20 protein-coding genes are annotated in these 22449 nt (G+C 71.7%); 11 read left to right on the forward strand and 9 right to left on the reverse strand.

Annotation, left to right across the window (positions count from 1 at the left end; all coding sequences use genetic code 11):
- Positions 1-409: 409 nt before the first annotated feature.
- A complete protein-coding gene (locus C3492_RS12370; RefSeq protein WP_103811805.1) occupies positions 410-1627 on the forward strand; it encodes an alginate lyase family protein in 1218 nt (405 codons plus the stop codon).
- 284 nt (positions 1628-1911) lie between these two features.
- Here C3492_RS12370 and C3492_RS12375 read toward each other — a convergent pair whose 3' ends face one another.
- A complete protein-coding gene (locus tag C3492_RS12375; protein WP_103811806.1) occupies positions 1912-2814 on the reverse strand; it encodes a DUF6424 family protein in 903 nt (300 codons plus the stop codon).
- 257 nt (positions 2815-3071) lie between these two features.
- On the reverse strand, positions 3072-3548 hold the full coding sequence (locus tag C3492_RS12380) for an SRPBCC family protein (RefSeq protein ID WP_103811807.1): 477 nt from the start codon (positions 3546-3548) through the stop codon (positions 3072-3074).
- A gap of 310 nt (positions 3549-3858) precedes the next feature.
- Between C3492_RS12380 and htpG the strand changes: the two genes are divergently transcribed.
- The 4 genes from htpG to C3492_RS12400 all read left to right on the forward strand — a co-directional run bounded on the left by htpG (position 3859) and on the right by C3492_RS12400 (position 10349).
- Positions 3859-5769 (forward strand): molecular chaperone HtpG, encoded by a 1911-nt coding sequence (htpG, locus tag C3492_RS12385; RefSeq protein WP_103811808.1) that lies wholly within the window; start codon positions 3859-3861, stop codon positions 5767-5769.
- Positions 5770-6061: 292 nt separating this feature from the next.
- On the forward strand, positions 6062-7261 hold the full coding sequence (locus tag C3492_RS12390) for a S1 family peptidase (RefSeq protein ID WP_103811809.1): 1200 nt from the start codon (positions 6062-6064) through the stop codon (positions 7259-7261).
- 136 nt (positions 7262-7397) lie between these two features.
- Complete coding sequence (locus tag C3492_RS12395) at positions 7398-9680, forward strand: AbfB domain-containing protein (RefSeq protein ID WP_103812008.1); 2283 nt, start codon at positions 7398-7400, stop codon at positions 9678-9680.
- A 108-nt stretch (positions 9681-9788) separates the two neighbouring features.
- Positions 9789-10349, forward strand: a complete 561-nt coding sequence (locus C3492_RS12400) for a DUF2269 domain-containing protein (protein ID WP_103811810.1) — start codon at positions 9789-9791, stop codon at positions 10347-10349.
- Here the strand turns inward: C3492_RS12400 and C3492_RS12405 are convergent.
- Positions 10315-11454: an ROK family transcriptional regulator gene (locus tag C3492_RS12405; protein WP_103812009.1), complete on the reverse strand. Its 1140-nt coding sequence runs from the start codon at positions 11452-11454 to the stop codon at positions 10315-10317. The genes C3492_RS12400 and C3492_RS12405 overlap by 35 nt on opposite strands.
- A 90-nt stretch (positions 11455-11544) precedes the next feature.
- On the opposite strand from C3492_RS12405, the gene C3492_RS12410 reads away from it, so the two are divergent.
- Positions 11545-12840: a DUF1479 domain-containing protein gene (locus C3492_RS12410; RefSeq protein ID WP_103811811.1), complete on the forward strand. Its 1296-nt coding sequence runs from the start codon at positions 11545-11547 to the stop codon at positions 12838-12840.
- A 44-nt stretch (positions 12841-12884) separates the two neighbouring features.
- Here the strand turns inward: C3492_RS12410 and C3492_RS12415 are convergent, their stop codons facing one another.
- The 4 genes from C3492_RS12415 to C3492_RS12430 all read right to left on the reverse strand — a co-directional run bounded on the left by C3492_RS12415 (position 12885) and on the right by C3492_RS12430 (position 16341).
- Positions 12885-13310: a pyridoxamine 5'-phosphate oxidase family protein gene (locus tag C3492_RS12415; RefSeq protein ID WP_103811812.1), complete on the reverse strand. Its 426-nt coding sequence runs from the start codon at positions 13308-13310 to the stop codon at positions 12885-12887.
- 106 nt (positions 13311-13416) lie between these two features.
- Entirely contained in the window at positions 13417-13632 is a 216-nt protein-coding gene (locus tag C3492_RS12420; protein ID WP_103811813.1) for a hypothetical protein, read from the reverse strand.
- Between the two features lie 191 nt (positions 13633-13823).
- Complete coding sequence (locus tag C3492_RS12425) at positions 13824-15341, reverse strand: MFS transporter (protein ID WP_107500668.1); 1518 nt, start codon at positions 15339-15341, stop codon at positions 13824-13826.
- A gap of 100 nt (positions 15342-15441) precedes the next feature.
- Entirely contained in the window at positions 15442-16341 is a 900-nt protein-coding gene (locus C3492_RS12430) for a LysR substrate-binding domain-containing protein (RefSeq protein WP_103811814.1), read from the reverse strand.
- A gap of 141 nt (positions 16342-16482) precedes the next feature.
- Here C3492_RS12430 and C3492_RS12435 point away from each other — a divergent pair, with 141 nt between their 5' ends.
- Together C3492_RS12435 and C3492_RS12440 are read left to right on the forward strand one after the other, a co-directional pair.
- On the forward strand, positions 16483-17490 hold the full coding sequence (locus C3492_RS12435; RefSeq protein ID WP_103811815.1) for an aldo/keto reductase: 1008 nt from the start codon (positions 16483-16485) through the stop codon (positions 17488-17490).
- Positions 17491-17530: 40 nt separating this feature from the next.
- Positions 17531-17947 (forward strand): SRPBCC family protein, encoded by a 417-nt coding sequence (locus C3492_RS12440; RefSeq protein WP_103811816.1) that lies wholly within the window; start codon positions 17531-17533, stop codon positions 17945-17947.
- 35 nt (positions 17948-17982) lie between these two features.
- Here the strand turns inward: C3492_RS12440 and C3492_RS12445 are convergent, their stop codons facing one another.
- A complete protein-coding gene (locus tag C3492_RS12445; RefSeq protein ID WP_103811817.1) occupies positions 17983-18651 on the reverse strand; it encodes a TetR/AcrR family transcriptional regulator in 669 nt (222 codons plus the stop codon).
- Between the two features lie 69 nt (positions 18652-18720).
- On the opposite strand from C3492_RS12445, the gene C3492_RS12450 reads away from it, so the two are divergent.
- Entirely contained in the window at positions 18721-19602 is an 882-nt protein-coding gene (locus C3492_RS12450) for an SDR family NAD(P)-dependent oxidoreductase (protein ID WP_103811818.1), read from the forward strand.
- A gap of 188 nt (positions 19603-19790) precedes the next feature.
- Positions 19791-20291: a MarR family winged helix-turn-helix transcriptional regulator gene (locus C3492_RS12455; protein WP_103812011.1), complete on the forward strand. Its 501-nt coding sequence runs from the start codon at positions 19791-19793 to the stop codon at positions 20289-20291.
- 54 nt (positions 20292-20345) lie between these two features.
- Here C3492_RS12455 and C3492_RS12460 read toward each other — a convergent pair whose 3' ends face one another.
- On the reverse strand, positions 20346-21506 hold the full coding sequence (locus C3492_RS12460; protein WP_181140335.1) for a PP2C family protein-serine/threonine phosphatase: 1161 nt from the start codon (positions 21504-21506) through the stop codon (positions 20346-20348).
- A 136-nt stretch (positions 21507-21642) separates the two neighbouring features.
- Here C3492_RS12460 and C3492_RS12465 point away from each other — a divergent pair, with 136 nt between their 5' ends.
- A complete protein-coding gene (locus C3492_RS12465) occupies positions 21643-22128 on the forward strand; it encodes a MarR family winged helix-turn-helix transcriptional regulator (protein ID WP_258055653.1) in 486 nt (161 codons plus the stop codon).
- Positions 22129-22449: the final 321 nt, after the last annotated feature.

A 22449-nucleotide genomic window follows, 5' to 3' on the forward strand; every position in this document is an offset into this window, starting at 1 on the left:
GAGGGCGACCGCGGCGGCGAGCGCCGTCCTGAACAGCGGGGGACGGTGGGGGGATGTGGCGGACAAGGGAAGAGATCACTGCCTTTCGCGTCGATGAAGGAAAGGGAGGGCCTCGCCGGGCGGGGCGCTGCGTGCGGAGGCCCGTCCGGCAACCGGGAAGGTAAGAGGTCTGAACCAGTGCCGTCAAGATGTGAACAACGCTCTCTGCGCAGGGAGTTGGCCGACCCGCTGTCCTGAAATCAGGTCACGGGGTCGGTGGGGGTCCTCCCTCGCCCGGCGTTCACTTGTTGGTGTCGATGGCTTGGGCGTGTCGTTCCCGACCCCTTGACGGCCATCTGGTCCGTACCTATGGTCTCGTCAACTCGAACGTTCAGTCAGCCGCATTGCGTTCACATACGAGGACGGTCAGATGCAGGACACACCCGCTCGGCGCCGCCGCAAGTCCCCGCGTTCCGCTCTCGCCCTCACCGCGGCGGCCACCCTGCTCACCACCGGCCTGCTCTCCTGGCCCGGAAGCCAGCGGGCGGAGGCCGCCCCCGCCACCTTCACCCACCCCGGCGTCACCGTCTCCCGCGCCCAACTCGACTTCGCCCGCGGCAAGGTGCTCGCCGGCGTGCAGCCCTGGAAGAGCGCGTACGACCAGATGATGGCGAGCAAGTACGCGAGCCTCAGCCGCACGCCCCAGCCGCGCGCCGTCGTCGAGTGCGGGTCGTACTCCAACCCCAACTACGGCTGCACGGACGAACGCGAGGACGCGATCGCGGCGTACACCGACGCGCTCGCCTGGTACATCACCCGGGACGAGCGCTACGCCAAGAAGGCGATCGAGCTGATGGACGCCTGGTCCGCGGTGCTCCAGGACCACACCAACTCCAACGCCCCGCTGCAGACGGGCTGGGCGGGATCCTCCTGGCCGAAGGCCGCCGAGATCATCAAGTACACGTACGCCGGCACGTGGGCCAACTCCGGCCGGTTCGCGACCATGCTCCGCAACGTCTATCTGCCCGAGATCATCAACGGCTCCAACTCCAACGGCAACTGGGAGCTGTCGATGATGGAGGCGGCCGTCGGCATCTCCGTCTTCCTGGAGGACAAGGCGTCGTACGACACCGCCATGGCGAAGTTCCGCACCCGCACCGCCGCGTACGTGTACCTCGCCTCCGACGGTGACCTGCCGAAGACCGTGCCCAGTCAGAACCTGAACACGCGCGACAAGATCGTCTCCTACTGGCAGGGCCAGTCCACCTTCGTCACCGGCCTCACCCAGGAGACCTGCCGCGACTTCACCCACACCGGATACGGCATCTCGGCCATCTCCCACGTCGCCGAGACCAGCCGCATCCAGGGGCAGGACCTGTACGGCACCGATGTGGGCGAGCGGCTGCGGCAGGCGCTCGGCTTCCAGTCCAAGTACGAACTGGGCACCGCCGTCCCGAGCTGGCTGTGCGGCGGGTCGGTCAACCGGGGGCTGGGCCCGGTCACCGAGGTCGGCTACAACGCCCTGCACAACCGCCTGGGCATCGCCATGACCAACACCCAGGCCCTGACCGAGCAGAACCGCCCGGCCGGCAGCAACAACCTCTTCGTCGCCTGGGAGACCCTCACCCACGGGGACAACCCGAACTGAGGCACCGGCCCCCGCCGGACATCACCCCCCCCGCGGAGCCGGCGTGCCGGCCGAGCCCGGACAGCCGTACCGGCTGGGGCATCCCTGCCGTCCTGCTCGCCGCGGGTGTGGCCGTTCGCCTCATGCCCGGCAGCCCGGCGGTGCCCTGCGGGCCATGGCGCGGCTCGGCCCACAGGCGCGTCCGGCACCGCACAAGGTGAGGGCCTGATCCCGCCCCGGCTCCCGCGGGGCGGAGGGTCGCCGGGCCCCTGTCGGCCGGACGCCGCGCGCGGGCGTCACCCCGCTCAACGGGCCCGCGAGCCCCGGCCGTTCCCGTGGGCGTGGGCCCGGAGCGCCGCCGGCGGTCCGGACGCGGTGCGCTGCCCCGACTCGATCTGGCCGGCGAACGCCTGGAGCGCGGCGGAGCTGTTCGGCGGCAGGACCGCCATCAGCCCGCGGTCCTGCGCCTCGGCCAGCGTGTCCGCGGCCTGGCTGCCCTCGGGGGCGAGCACCAGACGCACATGCCCGTCACCCGATCCCCGCCGGTCCACCGGCGCCACGGCGCCGTGCGTGCCGTCGGGCAGGGTCACCCACAGCTGGAAGTCGTCGTACCGGAAGAAGTCCGCACCCTTCACGGGCCACGGGTAGTGGTGCTCGCCGGGCACCTTGGGCAGGATTCCCTGGTGATCCGCACGGCTCATCGGCACACAGGCGTTGAAGAGCGAGTCGGTCCACGCCTCGACACCGTCGGCGTCCGTGATCGGCGTGCGCAGCAGTTCCTCGGCCTCCTCGTAGCCCAGTTCCGCCAGGGCGGGCAGCGTCTCGGGGAACCCCGCCACGAGGGTGGCCGCGTCCTGGCGCAACCGGTCGATCTTGGACGGCTCGGCACAGAACTGCATGCTCCACTCGATGCCCGCGCGGGCCCGGTACATCCGCCAGCCGCTCGACGTCTTCACCCATAGGCTGCCCCCGTGGTGCATCTCCCAGTGCGCGGGCGCCACGGGCCGGGGCCCGTAGGGCAGGTCGGCGTCGTCGATCTCGTCCAGGATCTTGTGCGCCGTGCGTTTCGCGGCCCTGAAGAACGAGGACTCGAAGCGCTCCGGGTGCTCGACCAGCCGGATCCTCCAGGGGTGGTTCTCCGATTCGACGCCGCCCGGCTGGAGTGTGTCGGGTGTCCGGGCTGCGGCGACGGTGTCGGCGCGGGTCATGACGACCTCCTCCTGCCGCCCACGGCCCGGAGCACGGACCGTGGTCCGAGTGCCCCCTGTGATTATCGTGCGCTGTGGGACGGGAGTGCGCGAGCCGAAGCGGGCCGCGTTCCACCGGCGGCCCCACCTACCGTCACCGGACCGGTGCCGCCGGTCACGTTGACGCTGCCGGGACCGCTCTGTGCGCGGCGCGGCGGGCAGCAAACGGCCGCCGAGCCCGTGTGCTCGGCGGCGTATGCGTCACGGCTGCGTCCGGGTCAGAGGGACGAACCGCTGTCTCCGGGCCGGATCCGGCCGCGCCAGGCACCGGACTCGCCGCCCTGCTCCTCGATGAACTGCTTGAACCGCTTCATGTCTCCCTTGACGCGCCGGTCGATCGTGCCGATCAGATCCGCGGCCTTCTCCACCGCTCCGCTCGGCTCGACGTCCATCACCAGCTCCACCTTGGTGTGCATGTCGTCCAGGCGCTCGAAGCGGACGGTGCCCTTCTGGTTGGTGTCGCCGCTGGTGGTGCGCCAGGTGATGCGCTCGTCGGGCAGCTGGTCGACGATCTCGGTGTCGAACTCGCGCCGTACCCCGCCGATCTTCGTGGTCCAGTGATTGTGCCGGTCGTCCAGCTGCCTGACCTCCTCGACGCCTTCCATGAAGTTCGGGAAGTCCTGGAACTGCGTCCACTGGTTGTAGGCGGTGTGCAGCGGAACGTCGACTTCCACCGCTTCCTTGACCGTGCTCATCTCTGCACCTCCGTTTGTCGTTCGCTCGACTGCGACAGCCCCGGACCGTTGTCCGGACCTCGACCCGGCGAGTACCCGGGGAACCGCCGGTTATGAGCGCCGGCTCCGGCACCGGCACCGGTACGGCGATGCCGTTCCGCAGCGTGAGAAACTGACGACGCAGCGCGTCGGCGGTGTGCGCGCCCGTGCGGAGGCGGACGCGAACGGTGCGGATCCGGCCACGGCCCGCTCTTCCGGCCACCGCGCTGACGTGGTGTTTTACAGTGGCTCCACCAGTTCCGGCGACAGGACCTGTGAGGTATTCGCGAACATGCCGACCGAGACCTTCGAGTTCCAGGTAGAGGCCCGTCAGCTGTTGCAGCTGATGATCCACTCGGTCTACTCGAACAAGGACGTCTTCCTGCGGGAGCTCGTCTCCAACGCGTCGGACGCGTTGGACAAGCTGCGCCTGGAGAAGCTCTGGGACGACTCGCTCGACGCCGACGTGTCCGACCCCCACATCGAGATCGACGTCGACAAGGACGCCCGTACGCTCACCGTGCGGGACAACGGCATCGGGATGTCGTACGACGAGGTCGGCCGGCTCATCGGCACGATCGCCAACTCGGGCACCGCGAAGTTCCTGCGGGAGCTGCGCGAGGCCAAGGACGCGGCCGGGGAGGAAGGACTCATCGGCCAGTTCGGCGTCGGGTTCTACTCCGGCTTCATGGTGGCCGACGAGGTCACCCTGCTGACCCGGCGCGCCGGCGAGAGCCAGGGCACCCGCTGGACGTCGCGCGGCGAGGGCACGTACACGCTGGAGCGGGTGGACGACGCGCCGCAGGGCACGTCGGTCACGCTCCACCTCAAGCCGGCCGACCCGGAGAACCAGCTCCACGACTACACCTCGCCCTGGAAGATCAGGGAGATCATCAAGCGGTACTCGGACTTCATCACCTGGCCCATCCGGATGGTGCCCGAGCGCTCCGCCACGGCCGCCGAGGGCGACGAGGCACCCGAGCCCGAGACGCTCAACTCCATGAAGGCGTTGTGGGCGCGGCCCCGCGAAGAGGTGTCCGAGGACGAGTACCACGAGCTGTACAAGCACATCGCGCACGACTGGCGCGACCCGCTGGAGACGATCCGGCTCCAGGCGGAGGGCACCTTCGAGTACCAGGCCCTGCTGTTCCTCCCCGAACACGCCCCGCACGACCTGTTCACGCGGGACTTCAAGCGCGGCGTGCAGCTCTACGTCAAGCGCGTGTTCATCATGGACGAGTGCGAGGCGCTGCTGCCGCCGTACCTCCGCTTCGTCAAGGGCGTGGTCGACGCGGCCGACCTCTCGCTCAACGTCTCCCGCGAGATCCTCCAGCAGGACCGTCACATCGAGATGATGCGGCGCCGGCTGACGAAGAAGGTCCTGTCCACGGTCAAGGAGATGATGGCCAAGGACCAGGAGCGGTACGCCACCTTCTGGCGGGAGTTCGGCAGCGTCCTGAAGGAAGGACTGGTCACCGACTCGGAGAACCGCGACGCCATCCTCGCCGTCGCGTCGTTCGCGAGCACCCGCCACGACACCGAGCCGACCACGCTCAAGGGGTACGTGGAGCGGATGAAGGACGGTCAGGAGGACATCTACTACCTGACCGGCGAGTCGCGGCAGAGCATCGAGAACTCCCCGCACATGGAGGCGTTCCGGGAACGGGGCATCGAGGTGCTGCTGCTCACCGACCCCGTGGACGAGGTGTGGGCCGACGCCGTCGGCGAGTACGAGGGCAAGAAGCTGCGGTCCGTCGCCAAGGGGCAGATCGATCTCGACGCCGAGGAAGCGGACACGGCCGACGACGAGCGGGAGAAGCAGACCGAGGAGTACGCCGGGCTGCTCGGCTGGATGAAGGAGCAGCTGGACGAGGACATCAAGGAGGTGCGCCTGTCCTCCCGGCTCACCGTCTCCCCGGCCTGTGTCGTCTCCGACGCGCACGACCTGACGCCGGCCCTGGAGAACATGTACCGCGCCATGGGCCAGGAGGTGCCCCGCGCCAAGCGGATCCTGGAGCTCAACCCGGACCACCAGCTGGTGAAGGGGCTCAACCAGGCGTACAAGGAGCGCGAGGACCGCTCTGAGCTGGCCGAGACCGCCGAGCTGCTGCACGGCCTGGCGGTGCTCGCCGAGGGCGGCCAGCCGAAGGAACCGGCCCGGTTCGTGAAGCTGATGGCGGACCGGCTGGAACGCGCGCTGTAACGCGGCTCCGCCAGGGAAGCAGCGGCCCGCGCCCGTGCCCCCCGGCACGGGCGCGGGCCGGCCTCGTGCTCACTTCGGCCCGGCGCCGCTCATCGCCTCCGTCCGGCCGCCGACGCCGCCGCCCGAACCGGCCAACCGGACGCCGCCGTCGACATCGCCGCTCCCCACCCAAGTCCCGCATTGGCATGGACCTGACGCCAATGGGCGGCTAGGCTCTGCCCCGCCACGCATGAGAGCGCTCTCAATACTCGGCTGTTCCACCCCACCCCTGGAACGACGAAGGGCAAGTCCCATGAGACGCACGAGACTTACGCATGTCGTACTGGCCGCGCTGCTGATCCTCGGCGGATCGGGCGCGGCCGGAGCGGTCCCCGCGGCGGCGAGCGGCGCCACCACCCCACCCGGCTCCGCCGCCGAACCCGGCCCCGCCCCGGCGTCCCCCGAGCCCGCGTCCGACGGAGTCCTGATCGCCATGCAGCGCGACCTCGGCCTCACCCGGAAGCAGGCCGAGGCGCGGATCGCGGCCGAGCGGTCCGCCGCCGCGCTCGATCCGAAGCTGCGCCGGGCGGCCGGGGACACCTACGCGGGCTCCTGGTTCGACGCGGCGAAAGGGCGCCTGACGGTGGCCGTCACCCCGGATGCCTCGCCGGGAGTACGCCGCGTCATCGAGGCGGCCGGCGCCGGGATCCGTACCGCCGCGCACACGGCCCGGGAACTGGACGCCGCCAAGGCGCGCCTCGACCGGCTCTCCGCACCCTCCGGGGTCAGCGGCTGGCACGTCGATCCGAGGGCCGACACGATCGTCGTCGACGTCGTGCGACAGGACCGCCCTGACAACGATGTCCGACGATTCCTCTCCCGGGCCCGGGAGACGGGTCCCGTCACCGTCCGCACCGTCCCCGCGGCCCCGCGCACCTTCGCCGCGGGAACCGTCGGCGGGGACCCCTACTACACGGGCAACGTCCGCTGCTCCATAGGGTTTTCCGTGTACGGCGGCTTCGTGACCGCCGGGCACTGCGGCTCGCCCGGCGCCGGCGTCAGCGGCTGGGACGGCTCGTACATCGGCACGTTCCAGGGCTCGTCGTTCCCGGACAACGACTACGCCTGGGTGAGCGTGGGCAGCGGCTGGTGGACGGTTCCGGTGGTGCTGGGCTGGGGCACGGTGCCCGACCAGCTCGTGCGCGGCTCGGCCGTGGCGCCCGTCGGCTCCTCCGTCTGCCGGTCGGGATCGACGTCGCACTGGCACTGCGGGACGGTGCTGGCGATCGACGAGACCGTCAACTACAGCCAGGGCGCGGTGCACCAGCTGACGAAGACGAGTGTCTGCGCCGAACCCGGCGACTCCGGGGGCTCCTTCATCTCCGGGGACCAGGCGCAGGGCGTCACCTCCGGCGGCTGGGGCAACTGCGCCGGCGGAGGCGAGACCTGGTTCCAGCCCGTCAACGAGATCCTCAGCCGGTACGGCCTGACCCTGCACACCTACACCGGCTGACCACGGACCCGTCCGGAACAGACATGGAGCAGACACCGTGCTGAGACTCCCGTCCCGCAGGGCCTTCCCGGCGCCCCGGCCTGGACATGCCCTACGATCCCTGCGGCACCTCCTGAGCGCCCTCGTGGTGACGACGCTGGCCGTCACCACCCTCCTCACCGCGGGGGTCACCCCCTCCCGAGCCGTCGTGCCCTGGACACCGAAGCCGGCGCCGATGTCCACCCCCTGGACCGATCAGGTGCCGGTGGACCACCCCCTGCCGGAGTACCCCCGTCCGCAGCTCACCCGGCCCGACTGGGCCAACCTGAACGGCATCTGGGACTTCGCCGTCACCGCCCGCGACGCCGCACAGCCCACGACGTTCGGTGAGCGGATCCGCGTCCCGTTCGCACCCGAGTCCGCGCTCTCCGGCATCCAGCGCAAGATCACCGGGAGTGACAGGCTCTGGTACAAGCGCACCTTCACCGTGCCCGCCGGCTGGGGCGGCCGCCACGTCCAGCTCAACTTCGGTGCCTCCGACTGGGAGACGACCGTCTGGATCAACGGCCGGCAGGCGGGCGCCGTGCACCGCGGCGGCTACGACGCCTTCTCGTACGACATCACACCCCTGCTGAGGAGCGGCGGGGCCAACACGATCGTCGTGTCCGTGTACGACCCGACGGAGACCGGCGGCCAGGCCATCGGCAAGCAGCGCATCCAGGACGTCACTCCGCACGCCGGCCGGAGCATCGTCTACACCGCCTCGTCCGGCATCTGGCAGACCGTCTGGCTGGAGCCGACCGCGGCGGCGCACATCACCCGCCTGGACCTGGTCCCGCACCTGGAGGACAGCGCGCTCCGCGTGACCGTACGCGCCGCCGGAGCCACCGGTGCCGGGGTCAGGGTCACCGTCTCCAGCGGCGGTACCCCGGTCGCCAGTGCCACGGGCACGGTGGGCACCGAGTTCTCCGTGCCCGTGCCGAACGCCCGCCTGTGGTCGCCGGACGACCCGTTCCTGTACGACGTCACCGCCCGGCTGACCGGGAGCCCGGGCGGTGACCAGGTCGGTGGTTATGCCGGCATGCGCTCGATCGCTGTGAAGGACGTGAACGGCGTCCGCCGACCGGTGCTGAACGGCAGGTTCGTCTTCCAGACCGGCACCCTCGACCAGGGCTACTGGCCGGACGGCATCTATACCGCCCCCACCGACGCTGCGCTCAGGTACGACCTGCAGAAGCACAAGGACCTCGGGTTCAACATGGTCCGCAAGCACATCAAGGTCGAACCGCAACGCTGGTTCTACTGGGCGGACCGGCTCGGGCTGCTGGTGTGGCAGGACATGCCCTCCATGGACAGCGGCAAGGCCCCGGACGGCGCGGCCCGCACCCAGTGGGAGAGCGAGTACCGGGCCGTCATCGACCAGCACCGCAGCTCGCCCGCGCTCATCCAGTGGGTCGACCAGAACGAGGGCTGGGGCCAGTACGACCAGGGCCGCATCGCGGACATGGTCAAGGCGTACGACCCCTCCCGCCTGGTGGACAACATGAGTGGCGTCAACTGCTGCGGCGCCCAGGACGGCGGCAACGGTGACGTGGTCGACAACCACAACTACGTCGGGCCGGGCAACACGCCGACGGAACCGGTGCGCGCCTCGGTGCTGGGGGAGTACGGCGGCCTCGGCTACCGGGTGCCCGGTCACGAGTGGTACCCGGGCGGCGGTTTCAGCTACGAGGACCAGCCGAGCCTGCCCGCGCTCGACGACCGGTTCGTGGGCCTGCTCGACGGCATCCGGGAGAACGCCATGCCCGCCGGCGGTCTCTCGGCGTCCGTCTACACCCAGATCACCGACGTCGAGAACGAGACCAACGGGCTGATGACCTACGACCGCCGGGTCGTCAAGGTCGACGAGTCCCGGGTCCGCTCGGCCAACCAGGCGCTCATCGCCGCCTCCCGCATCCTCGGCCCGCCGGTGGAGCTGCCCCTGGAGCAGTACGTGTCGATCCGCGTCACGACACCCCGCTACACCGACCGCTACATCCGTCACTACGACGGCCTCGGCTACACGGAGGTGGTCGATTCCGGCAGCAGCGACCTGCTGAAGCAGGACGCCACCTGGAAGGTGAGGCCCGGCCTGGCGAACAGGCTCTGCTACTCCTTCGAGTCCCGCAATCACCCCGGTGAGTACCTGCGCCACCGCGACTTCCGGATCCGTCGCGAGGCGGGAGACGACTCAGCCCTGTACAAGGCCGACGCGACCTGGTGCCCGGTCCAGGGCGAGGGCGGCATCCGGCTGTCGGCGGCGAACTTCCCCGGTCAGTACCTGCGGCACATCAACTCCGAGCTGTGGCTGGCCCAGTCGGGCGGGACCCACACCTGGGACAATCCGAGCACCTTCACCGAGGACACCACCTGGTCCGTCGAGGCACCCTGGGCGCCCTGAGCGCCGTACCACCCGGGCACCGGGCGGGCGGTGTACTCCGCGCCGAGTACACCGCCTTGCTCCCCGGGCCGGACGGCACGGACGGGTTTCTGCGGCACGGTGTCGGACATGAAGTTGAGCCGACCCGCGCGCCGGGCCTCCCTCGTCGTCCATGTGGCCGTCTCCGCGAGCTGGCTCGGGCTCACGCTCGGGCTGCTCGCCCTCGCGGTCACCGCCACCACGACCGGATCGGCGGTGACCGCCGAGGCGTCCGTCCGCGCCATGAGGCTCTTCGCGGACTGGCTGCTGCTTCCCTGCGCCCTCCTGACCCTCCTCAGCGGTGTACTGCTGTCCGTGGGCACCCCGTGGGGACTGGCCCGGCACCGGTGGGTCCTCACGAAGTTCTGGCTGACGCTCGCCACGACCGCGGCCACGGCGTTCGCGCTGCGCCCGGGTGTGAACTCCGCGCTCGCCGGCATGACGGCGGGCGGACCACCGCCCGGCCCCGGCGACCTCCTGCCCGGCCCGATCGTTTCACTGTGCGCCTACGTCTTCATGACGGCGATCTCGGTCCTCAAGCCCTGGGGACTCACCAGGCGGGGAAGGAAACACCGAGCAGCGGTCGGCACCGCGGGATCGCCCACCGGCAGGCGGCCTACTCCGGTGCGGGGTGTGCCGACCGGACGATGAGCGTGCGGAGTTCTTCCACGGCGCGGCCGCGGGCTCCGGACAGTTCGGGCGAGGACAGCGTGGCCGCGGTGACGGGGACGGGGCGCGGTGTGCGCTGGAAGTGCTTCTCGACGGCCGTGATCATGGCCGGATCCGGTCCCCAGGCACCGCCGATGACGATCATCCGCGGATCGGCGAGGGAGACGGCAGCGGACAGCACGCCGCAGACAGCCCGGGCCAGCGCGGCGCGGATCCGCTGGGCCCGTTCGTCGTGCCCGGCGAGGAGTGCGCGGAGGGCAGGGACGTCGATGGCGGTGGAGGAGGGCAGGCGCAGGCCGAGGGCGGCGAACACCTCGGTGAAGGCCATGGCCTCGCCGTCCGGGCCGTAGGTGCACAGGTGCGCGATCTCCCCGACGAGGCCCCTGTGCCCGCGCCGGACCACGCCGTCGCTCACCACGGCACAGCCGAGTCCTTCACCGAGATGGAGGTGGACGAAGTCGTCGACGCCCCGGGCGCAGCCCGCCTGGTGTTCGGCGCGGGCGGCCCAGTTGACGTCGTTGTCCACCAGCACGGGGCCCGTCACGCGGCCCGCGAGGACGCCGGGCGGGTCGAGGTCACCGACGAGGAAGGGGGCGTCGGGCAGGTGCACCAGCCGGCCCGTGTCGCGGTCCACCGGATCGGCGGCGCTGATCACCGCGAGGCGCAACGGGCCGGTGATCCGCTCGGCCAGTTGTCCGGCGGCCCCGCTGAGGGCAGCGGCCGCCGCCTCCGGTCCCGCGTTCGCCTCCAGCGCGGTGCGGACCTGTCCGTGCACGTGGCCGAGGGCGTCGACCGCCTCCGCCGTCACTCCGTGCGGGGTGATGCTCGCCACCAGCGCGGCGCCGAGCCGCGGGGCGAGCGCGTAGTAGGAACCGACCCGCCCGCGTCCGGTGGTGCGTTCGCCGGTGTCGACGACCACACCGGCCCCGGTGAGGCGTTGGACGCTGTCGGAGATCGTCGGCTTGGAGATCCCGGTGTGCGCGGAGATCTCCGCCCTGGTCAGACGCGGGTGGTCCATGAGCGCGCGCAGCACGTTCTCGTCGGTCAGCGCGCGCAGCATCTCCAGTGACGGCTTCGGCTGGGTCATGCGGACCATTCTAGTAAGGACTCTTGCCTAAATATGGCGGACCTGCTTACCGTCGTTCTGGTAAGGAGTCCTCACCAAAGGAGCCGGGCGATGACACTCGCCGTAGAACCCCACCGTCCCGCCGCCCTGCCGCACTGGGAGGAGACCCCGGCCGACCTCGCCGCCGCCATCCGTGAGGTCAAGCCCGCTCTGCGCGCCCGCATCGAAGCCTCCGGACGCAGCGTGCCGGAGGTGTTCGCGGCCGTCGAACAGCGCATCGAGGCCCGCATCGCCGAGATCGAGGCCGACCGGGCCCGCGGAGAGGAGGTGTGGCCCGTCCTGGACTACGACGCGATCGCCGGCGGAACGGTGACGCCGGCCGAGACGGCCAAGCTCAAGAAGCGCGGGTGTCTCGTCGTACGCGGCCACTTCCCGCGCGAAGAGGCGCTGGCCTGGGACGCCGACATCGTCGACTACGTCGAGCGCAACGAGTTCTTCGAGAACTACACCGGCCCCGGCGACGACTTCTTCGGCAGCGTCGGCTCCAAGCCGGAGATCTACCCCGTCTACTGGTCCCGGGCTCAGATGGGTGCCCGCCAGTCCGAGCGCATGGCCACCGTCCAGTCCTTCCTGAACTCCTTCTGGAAGCACACCGCCGACGACGGCACCCAGTGGTTCGACCCCGACCGCGACGCGCTCTACCCCGACCGCATCCGCCGCCGCCCGCCGGGCACCGACTCCTCGGGCCTCGGCGCCCACTGCGACCCGGGCACGCTCGATCTGTGGATGACGCGCGAGTACCAGCAGGCCTTCCGCCACCTCTTCGACGGCACCGCCGAACAGTACGACCCCTGGGACGCGGCCCACCGCACCACCGGCCCCCAGTACCCCGGCTCCACCATGTGCTCCGCCTTCCGCACCTTCCAGGGCTGGACCGCACTGTCCGACATGGACGCCGACCAGGGCGTCCTGCACACCGTGCCGATCCCGGAGATCATGGCCTACCTGCTGCTGCGCCCCCTGCTGCCGGACGTCCCCGAGGACTCCATGTGCGGCGTGCGCACCAACCAGGTCTTCCCCGTCACCAAGCGCTGGCACCCGATGCTCCACCGGGCGCTGACCCCCATCCCCGACGTCCGGGCCGGCGACTCCGTCTGGTGGCACTGCGACATGGTGCACAGCGTCGCCCCGGTGGAGAACCAGAAGGGCTGGGGCAACGTCATGTACATCCCCGCCGCCCCCTGGTGCCCCCGCAACGAGAGGTACGCGGCCTTCGTCCGGGAGGCGTTCGTCACCGGGTCCAGCCCGAGCGACTTCCCCGAGGAGCACTACGAACGTACCTGGACCGGCCGGTTCACCCCGGACCAGCTCAACGACACCGGCCGCCGGGGGCTGGGCCTGGACTGACCGGGGGCGCCGAGCGGGCGGGGCCCGGCCCGGCGCCCGTGCCGTCAGACGGCTCCCAGGTCGGCGGAGATCCAGTGCTCGGGCCGCATGTACACGAGGAAGTGCTCGCCGAGCCGGGCCCGGTCGTACTCCACGAACGCCGCCACCTTCTCCTGCGGCAGATAGCGCGCCGCCATCTCCCGGGAGTGCTCGTGACTGTCCGGGGCCGTCCTGGTGACCGGTCCCTCGACCGACACGTAGCGCGCGGTGGGCTCCGTGCGCTGCACCATCAGGCTGAAGCGTCCCGCGGTGCGGATCGCCCTCGCCTTGCGGGAGTCGGCCCCGGTGCGCACCCACAGCTCGCCACCCGGCGTGTACTGGTACCAGATGGGAACCGTCAGCGGGGCGCGGTCCGGCCGCTCGACGACCGACAGAGCGCCGATGTGAGGCTCCGCCAGGAACTGTTCTCGTTCTTCGATGGAGAGTGTCACGGGCCCGACCCTAACGCCGGGGGCGCTAGGCCGGCCGTAGGGGATTGCGCCGAGTTCCGCGAGCTGACCGGGTGCCGGGCGACGGGTGCCACGGGTGCTGGGCGTTCTAGTCGGCGCCGCGCTCCAGGACGCGGCGGGCCGCCTCGGCCTCCGCCGCCGGCGGGGACAGCTCGTCGAGCGTGTCCAGCTCGTCGTCCGCTTCCAGTTCCCGTTCCCAGGCCGCCGCGAGGCGTTCCTGCGCCTCCCGCGGCTGCGCGCCGACGGCCTCCCGGTGGTGGGGGTCCAGCGCCGCCAGGAATCGTTCGACCGGGTCCGTCGGCATGCGGTGCTCCTTGTCGCCACTAGGTGCCGCTCCGGCCCAGCATGGCCAACCCGGGCCGCGTCGGCCGCCCGACACGACCCGGCACCACCCTGATGGCCCTGCGGGTCGTTCCATGGCAGCGGGGGTGGCCACGCCCGTGCCGGGCCGTGGGGCGTCGGCCGGTGGTCGGCCGTGCGTGGACGCGGGGCGGTTCAGGTCTGCCGGGCGTGCACCGGGTCGTGGGCGACCTCGTCCGGGCACTTCCGGTGCGGGGGGTGCGGCCGCCGGTCGCGCTGCCAGTCGAACGTCGCGAGTGCCAGGGACGCCGCCATCCCGACGAGGGCGGCGCACAGCGCGGTCACGAGGGCGCCCCGGTAGTCGTGGCTCCTGCCGAGCACCAGGTAGAAGAGGCCGGGCAGGGCTGCTGTCCCGAGCGTGGCGCCCAGCCGCTGCCCGGTCTGCAGGGCGCCGCCCGCCGCGCCCGCCATCCGCACCGGCACGTCCCGCAAGGTCATCGTGATGTTGGGGGCGACCACGAAGCCACCGCCGACGCCACCGAGGAACAGCACCGGGGCGGCGACCCACGGGGCGATGTGCAGGGGCACGAAGCGGAGCAGCAGCGCGGTGCCGCCCAGACCGACGATCACGCCCGTCAGGCCGCACACGGTGAGCAGGCGGCCGAACCTGTCCACCAGCCGCCCGGACACCACGGCCGCGCCCGCCGAGCCGAGGGCGAACGGAGTCACGGCGAGGCCGGACCGCAGCGGGGAGAAGCCGAGTCCGTGCTGGTAGAACAGGGCGAACACCAGCCAGACCCCGCTGAAGCCGATGAAGTACAGCGTGCCGATGCCCGCGCCGATGGCGTAGCCGCGCACGGTGCTGAACAGGCGCGGGTCGAGCAGCGGCTGGGCGTGCCGGGCGACCAGGCGGCGCTGCCACCGGGCGAAGACGACGAGCACCGCCGCACCGACGGGGAACAGCCACCACAGACGGTCGAGACCGCCGGATCCCGCCTGGACCAGCGGGTACATGAGCGCGAGGACGCCGAGGCCGAGGAGCAGGACGCCGGGCACGTCCACCCGGCTCCGCCCGGAGCGCCGGGTGCGGGGCAGCAGGCGGCGGCCGAGGAGGACGGCGAGGATGCCGATGGGGACGTTGACGTAGAAGATCCACCGCCAGCCCTGGGCGCCGGAGGCGAGGGCGAGGATGACACCGCCGGTGAGGGGGCCCGCGGCGGAGGAGATGCCGACGGTGGCACCGAAGAAGCCGAAGGCCCGGCCGCGTTCGGCGCCGCGGAACATCTGCTGGATGAGCGCGGAGTTCTGCGGGGCCATGAAGCCGGCCGCCAGGCCCTGGGCGAGTCGGGCCACCACCAGCAGCATGATGTCGGGGGCCGCTCCGCACACCGCGCTGAAGACCACGAATCCGCCGAGGGCCAGCAGGAAGATACGGCGCCGGTCCAGCGCGTCGCCGAGACGGCCGGCGGTGACGAGGGCGAGGGCGAAGGTCAGGGCGTATCCGGAGACCACCCACTGCACCTGTGCCGGGGAGGCCCCCAGATCCCGTTGGACGGTGGGCAGGGCGACCGCCACGATCGTCACGTCGAGCAGGCTCATGAAGCCCGCCACCAAGGTGACCCACAGGGCGCGCCACCGGCGCGGGTCAGGCTCGTACCCGGCCTCCTGGGCACCGCTGTCCCGACCGCCCGCCGCCGACGTCGACGTTGTCACGTGGGACTCCTCTCACCAGGGCCGCACCCGGCCGAACCACGTTCCCGGGCCGGGCACGGGCACACATACCCCCACCCTGCTACCCGACCCGCCCGCTCGCTCACCCCGCCCCCGCCGTGTTCAGGACCAGTTCGCGGAACGACGGCACGACCGGGCGGAGGTCCGTGAGGTGCCAGGCCGCCCAGAGCCGTACCGACGCCTCGTGCCAAGGCAGTTCCCGTACGGTGATGCTCTCGCCGGCGCCTCGCAGCAGGCTCTTCTGGATCAGCGCGAGGCCCAGTCCCGAGGCGACGAGTCCGAGGGCGGTCTGCGGCTCGGCGGCGTCCAGCCGCACGTCCGGCGTGAACCCGGACGCCGCGCAGGCGGCGATGAAGACGTCGCGCCAGGCCGGATGCTGGGAGTCCGCCACGGCGATCCAGGGCTGCCCGTCGAGATCGGCGGCGGTGATGACCTCCCGCGCGGCGAGCGGATGCCCATGGGGGAGCGCGAGCATCAGCGGGTCCTCCAGCAGCAGCGCCGAGCGCAGGTCGGGGTCGTCGTCGGTCGGCGGCTCGTGGACGAGCGCGATGTCCAGGCTCCGCTGCCGCAGACCCTCGAACTGCTCGGCGGGGCTCAGGGGGTACAGGGCGACGTGGATGTCGGGGCTGCGCTGCTGGAGGGCACGCAGCGCGCCGGGCAGGATGCCGGTGTGCAGGGCGTGCGGGACGTACCCGATGCACAGTCCGCCCTCCTCGCCCCGGCCCAGCCGCCGGCCGAGGTTCTCCAGCCGCTCGGCGTGCCGCAGCAGCGCGCGGGCCTCGCTGAGGAAGACCCGGCCGTCCGCGGTGAGCCGGATCCGCTGCTGGCTGCGCTCGAAGAGCGTCAGACCGAGCTTCTGCTCCAGCTGGGCGATCTGCCGGCTGAGCGGCGACTGGGAGATGTGCAGGGCCTCCGCGGCCCGGCCGACGTGTTCGGCCTCGGCGACGGCGACGAAGTAGGTGAGCTGGCGCAGATCGAGCATGTAAGACCTCTGGGGACTGAAGTCTGTCCAACTATGTCTTGGACAGTCTCAACTCCTCGATCCTAGCCTCGGTGACACAAGGACGACGACCGCCGGACACCCCGCCCGGCACCCGTCACGACCCTCACCGAAAGACCCCCCATGAGCATCAAGAACCTGCTTCCCGGACGTCTCGGCTTCGGCACCGCCCCGCTGGGCAACATGTTCCGCGCCATCCCGGACGAGGAGGCGGCGGCCACCGTCCAGGCCGCCTGGGACCACGGCGTCCGCTACTTCGACACCGCCCCGTTCTACGGCGCGGGGCTCAGCGAGATCCGCCTGGGCGAGGTGCTGTCCGGCATGCCCCGGGACGCCTACGTCCTGAGCACCAAGGTCGGCCGCGTCATCCTGGACGAGGCCGAGGACCCGGCCGCCCGCGACCTGGGCGAGAAGGGCGGCCTGTTCGAGCACGGACGCCCCAACAAGATGGTCAACGACTACTCGGCCGACGCCACCCTGCGTTCCATCGAGGACAGCCTCAAGCGCCTGCGGACGGACCGGCTCGACATCGTCTGGGTGCACGACGTCGCACAGGACTTCTACGGCGACGAGTGGCTGGCCAGGTACGAGACCGCCCGGACCGGAGCCTTCCGGGTCCTGGACCGGCTGCGGGACGAAGGCGTCATCAAGGCCTGGGGCCTCGGCGTCAACCGTGTCGAACCCCTGGAGGTGACCCTCGACCTGGAGGAGCCCAGGCCGGACGCGTTCCTCCTCGCCGGGCGCTACACCCTCCTCGATCACGAGCGCGCCCTCCAGCGGCTGCTGCCCGCAGCGGCCGCGCAGAACGTCGACATCGTCGTCGGCGGTCCCTACAGCTCGGGCGTCCTCGCGGGCGGCACGCACTTCGAGTACCAGCAGGCCCCCGCCGAGATCGTCGCCAAGGTCGAGCGGATCAAGGCGCTCGCCGCCCGGCACGGCGTCGGCATCAAGGCCGCCGCGCTGCAGTTCTCCCTCGCCCACCCGGCGACCGCCGCGGCCATCCCCGGCGCCACCCGCCCCAGCCGCGTCGCCGAGGACGTCGCCGCACTCGCCGAGACGGTCCCGGCCGCGTTCTGGACGGCGCTCCGCGAGGAGGGCCTGATCGCCGCGAACGCGCCGGTGCCCGCCTGATCGTCTCCCCGAACCGCATCCCGATCCACAGGAGAAACCCATGGCCACCACCACCGCGTCCCTCGACGTCCCCGTGCCCGCCGACCGGGTGTGGCGACTCATCGGCGGCTTCGACTCGCTGCCCGACTGGCTGCCGTACATCCCCGGCAGCGAACTGAGCGAGGGCGGCCGGGTGCGCACCCTGACGAACGAGGAGGGCGGCGTCATCGTCGAACGGCTGGAAGCGTTCGACGACAAGGCGCGCACCTACACCTACTCCATCGTCCGGGCCCCCTTCCCGGTCACCGACTACCGGTCCACCCTCACCGTGCGCGAAACGCCCGACGGCCACGGCGCCCGCGTCGAGTGGTCCGGCACCTTCACCCCCGTCGGGGTGCCGGACCAGGAGGCCGTCGACCTCTTCCACGGCATCTACGCCGACGGGCTGGCCGCTCTGCGCCGGACCCTCGCCGGCTGACCGCCCGGGCGCCGCGCGCCGGGCGCGGCGCCCGGTCAGCCGGCCGCCGGGGACTCCGCCCCCAGCCCGATGAGGTAGGCGGTGAGGACGCGGGTGAGGCGGGGTTCCACCTCGACGACGGCATGGCTCAGCCGGGGATCGCTCGCGTACAGCTCCCGCAGGCGCGGTCCCGGGCTGGCCATCTGCCACAGCGCTCCGGCCATGCTGGTGGCCGCGGCGACCGTGTCGACGGCCTGCAGTTCGGTCAGTCCGAGCAGCCGGTGCAGCTCGCCGCCGATCCGTTCGACCTCCCCGAGCGTCACCAGCTTGAAGGCCCGCACCGACTCGGTCGACACGTTCCGCTCCAGGTTCAGGGGCGCCTGGGCGAGCAGGTCGCAGAACATGGGGCGCGCCGCGAGCGTGCCGGCGATGACCTCGGCGACCTCGGCGGGCGTGGCCCGCGACCGGCCCGCGAGGTCGCCGCACAGGTCGGCGGACCACTGCCGCCACCCCTCCGCGGTCAGTGCGAGGAAGATCTGCTCCCTCGTCTCGAAGTAGCGCAGCAACGCCGACTTGTGCATGCCCACGGCCGCCGCGATGTCGGTGAGGGTGACGTCCCTCACTCCGTGCCGACCGCCGAGCGCGCGGGCCGCGTCCAGGATCGCCTGTTCCCGGGCCTGTTTGGCCTCGGCACTGCGCGCACGCTGAAAGGCAAGCTCACTCATGGAGGACATCATAGGAACCGGTAGCAGAACGATGTTGCGTTATTAAGGAAACGGTGTTGTACTAAAGCCATGAGTACACAGCACCCGCAGGTCTGGTTCATCACCGGTTCGTCGCGCGGCCTCGGCCGCGCCCTGGTCACCGCCGCCCTGGAGGCCGGTCATCACGTCGTCGCCACCGCCCGCCGCCCCGAGGCGCTCGCGGAGGCCTTCCATGAGTACGGCGACCGCGTCCTCCCCCTCGCCCTGGACGTCACCAGCGCCGACGCGGCCCGCGCGGCCGTCGACGCGGCGATCGAGCGCTTCGGACGCATCGACGTCCTCGTCAACAACGCGGGCTACGCGAACGTGTCGCCCATCGAGACGGCGGACGACGACGACTTCCGCGCCCAGTTCGAGACGAACTTCTGGGGCGTCTACAACGTCACGAAGGCCGCGCTCCCCACCCTGCGCCGACAGGGATCGGGCACCGTCGTGCAGTTCTCCTCGATCGGCGGCCGGGTCGGCGGCTCGCCGGGCATCGCCTCCTACCAGGCGGCCAAGTTCGCGGTCGACGGCTTCAGCCGCGTGCTGGCCACGGAGACCGCACCGTTCGGCGTGCGGGTCATGGTGGTCGAGCCGAGCGGCTTCGCCACCGACTGGGCCGGCTCCTCCATGACCGTCCACGCCATCCCCGAGGCCTACGACCAGACCGTGGGCGAGATGAACCGGCGGGTGCGGCAGAGCACGGACGGTGCGGCCGGTGACCCCCGCCGCGCGGCCGAGATCGTCGTGCGGACCGTGGGACGCGAGCAGATCCCCAGCCACCTCCCCCTCGGCGTGAACGCCGTGACCATGGCGCTGGACTACTCCCGCCGCCAGATCGCGGAGGCGACCGCCTGGGAGAAGGTGAGCAGGTCGGCGGACTTCAGCGAGCCCTACCCCGTGGAGCTCCCGGCCGAGCCGCGTCCGTGACGTCCACCCGGCCCTCGCCCCGGCGTCGTCGCTCACCGGTCCCGCTGCTCGGTGGCGGTACCCGGGCCGCCCGCAGGGAGGCGTGAGCGGTACCCGCCGCGTGCGCCGGTTTCGGCCGGCTTCGTCGGGTACCCAGGCGAGGTGAGGAGGCATCGGCATGGCCCGGACACGTGGAAGGCGGCCCGCTCGTGACGCGGCTCGGCGGCGCCGGGGGCGATCGGACGGACCTGGCTGACGGCTTGGTGGCCGCCGCGCTGGGGGTGGGCGATGCCGTCGAGCTCCTGGCGACCCTGTGGTCGTCGGCGGCCCAGGACGTGGACTTACCCCTGTCGCCCCATCAACTCCGGGCGCTGCGGGCGCTGGAGGCGGCGCCGGGTCTGAATCTCACCGCCCTCGCGGAGCGGCTGGGCATCGGGCTCCCCACGGCCAGTCGGCTCTGCGACCGGCTGGAGGCGGCCGGCCTGCTGGAGCGTTCGCCGCGGTCCCGTGATCGTCGTGAGGTGCGTCTGGAGCTCACGGCGCACGCGCGGCGCGTCCTCGGAGACGTGGCGCGACGCCGGGCGCGGGCACTGGCCACGGCACTCCGGCGCATGGGACCGGACGACCGGGCGGCGCTGACGCAGGGCCTGCGGGCGCTGCGGGCGGTGCTGGACGGGGGAGCGCCGGCGCGGGGCGCCGAGGCGGAGTGACCGGCCGGGGGCGGTGCCGGCGGGGTCGTCGCTCGCGGGTCCGGACCCGCCGCGTCAGCGTCCGTGCCAGTCCAGGCACACGATCAGGGCGTCGTCGTCCGGGGCGGGCCGGCCGCGATGGCCGGACAGTTCCCGCAGGATGGCGCGGGGGACGTCGGCGGCGGGCAGCAGGCGCGTCGACTGGATCGCCCGTGCCAGCGCGGCGTCCCCGTACGCCTCACCCTGGGCATCGGCGACGGCGTAGACCCCGTCGCTGACGAAGACCAGCCGGTCGCCCGGCCGCACGTGGAACTCCTGGGCCACGTAGTCGGTCTCCTCGAACATGCCGAGCGGCAGCTGGGCGTCGAAGACGACCCGCTCCACGGTCCCGCCCCGCAGACGCAGCATCTGCGGGGATCCGGCATCCACCACCGTCACGCGTCCGGTGGCGAGCTCGAAGTCGAACATCAGCACCGACAGGTAGCAGCGGCCACGGTAGTGGGCGTAGACCGCCTGATCGGCCAGCGCCGCCTGGTCCGCGAGGGAGATACCGGCCCGCCGGGCGTTGCGCAGGGCGTTGATGGCCAGGTTCGTGAGCAGGGAGGCCTCTATCCCCTCGCCCATCCCGTTGGTGACGTACAGCATGAGGTGGTCGGCGGTCGCGGACCAGTCGAAGTTGTCACCGAAGATCCCGTACGCGGGCTCCAACTGGGCGCCCAGCTCGTACTCGGGACGGGCGCACGAAGCGCCGGGCAGCAGTTGCCACTGCATCTCGGCGGCCAGGGTGAGCCGGTCCTTGCGGCGCGCCCGCAGGTACAGGTCGGTGTCGCGCCCGGCGACGACCACCTCATGGGCGAGCACTTCGGCGATCTCGGCCAGCTCCGCCAGCCCGTCGGGGGTGAGTGCGTCCTCCGGCAGGGTCACCGACAACACGCCGAGCCGGTCGCCCCGCACGGTCACGGGCAGATGGACCCGGACCAGCCCCTCCGACTCCGGCTCGGCGAACGGCTCCTGAGCGCCGAACGCGCGACCGGCCGCACTGCCGTGGACCGCCAGCGGCTCCAGCGCATGCGGCGGCACGGGAACCGGCTGCAGCACCGTCATTCCGTAGTCCGCCATGAACAACTCGGCGGACCGGGCCGCGTACTCCTCGGCGAGCACGCGGCGGAGGGCGTCGAGCAACTCGTGCGGTGCCGCCGTCCGCAGGGCGCGTTCAGCGGCCACAAATCTGTTCACGATGGGAAGAACACCAATCCTTCGGTCGGACCTCGGTCGCACGCGGCACCCGATATCTGCGCGCCGGTCGTGCGGGACATCTGTCATCGGCCCGCGTCCCTAGTAGGCTGCCAACCGTCCCGAAGCCTGCGAGAGTGTGACAGTGACCGCCTTCCGACACCTGCCACAGCCCGATGAGGTCGCCCGGGTGACCTCCACGGCCGGTGAGCTGCTGGAAGTGCTCTGGGGTCGTGCCTCCACCGCGCCCGCCTCCGCGTCCCAGCTGCGCGTGCTGCTCATCCTGGAGCACCACGAGGGCATCAACCTGCGCACCCTGGCGGATTCCCTGGCGTCCACACCGCCGTCCACGAGCCGGCTGTGCGACCGGTTGCAGGCCGCCGGTTTCGTCGACCGCGTGGTCAGCGCCACCGACCGGCGAGAGGTGCGGTTGTACCTGAGCAGCCGGGGGCGAGCCTTCCTCGACGACCTGCGGGCCCGCAGGGAGAGGGAGCTGCAGGAAGTCCTGACACTGATGCCCGCCGCCAAACGGGCCGCGCTCCTGGAGGGGCTGGAGGCGTTCTGCACCGCTGCGGCCACGCAGATACACGACGACGCCGAGGGGTCCGGCAGCCGGACCGCCTGATGCGCCGGGCGCCGTACCAGGCCCGTCGGCGCCATGGGGCGCCGGCGGCCGGGACAGGCAGCGGCCCGCGTCCACCGGAACATCACAGATCCTTCCCCGTGCCCGTCCGACACGGTTACTTTGTTGCCTCGTGGCTATAGTTGTCAAACGGCAACTGCCGTTCCCGTTCCTCTTCCTTCACATACCCCGGCCGCCGCCGAGCCTGTCCGAGCCGACGGCTGCCGGGTGGCCGTCGCGCCGATGCGACCGGATACCCTTGAGCGGCGCCGGGCATGTCCGGGCCTCCGGCGGGTAGACGTGGGCCCATGAACGGGGGAACGC

Source organism: Streptomyces sp. Ru62 (genome assembly GCF_002920615.1).
In the GTDB taxonomy this organism is placed as follows: Bacteria; Actinomycetota; Actinomycetes; order Streptomycetales; family Streptomycetaceae; genus Streptomyces.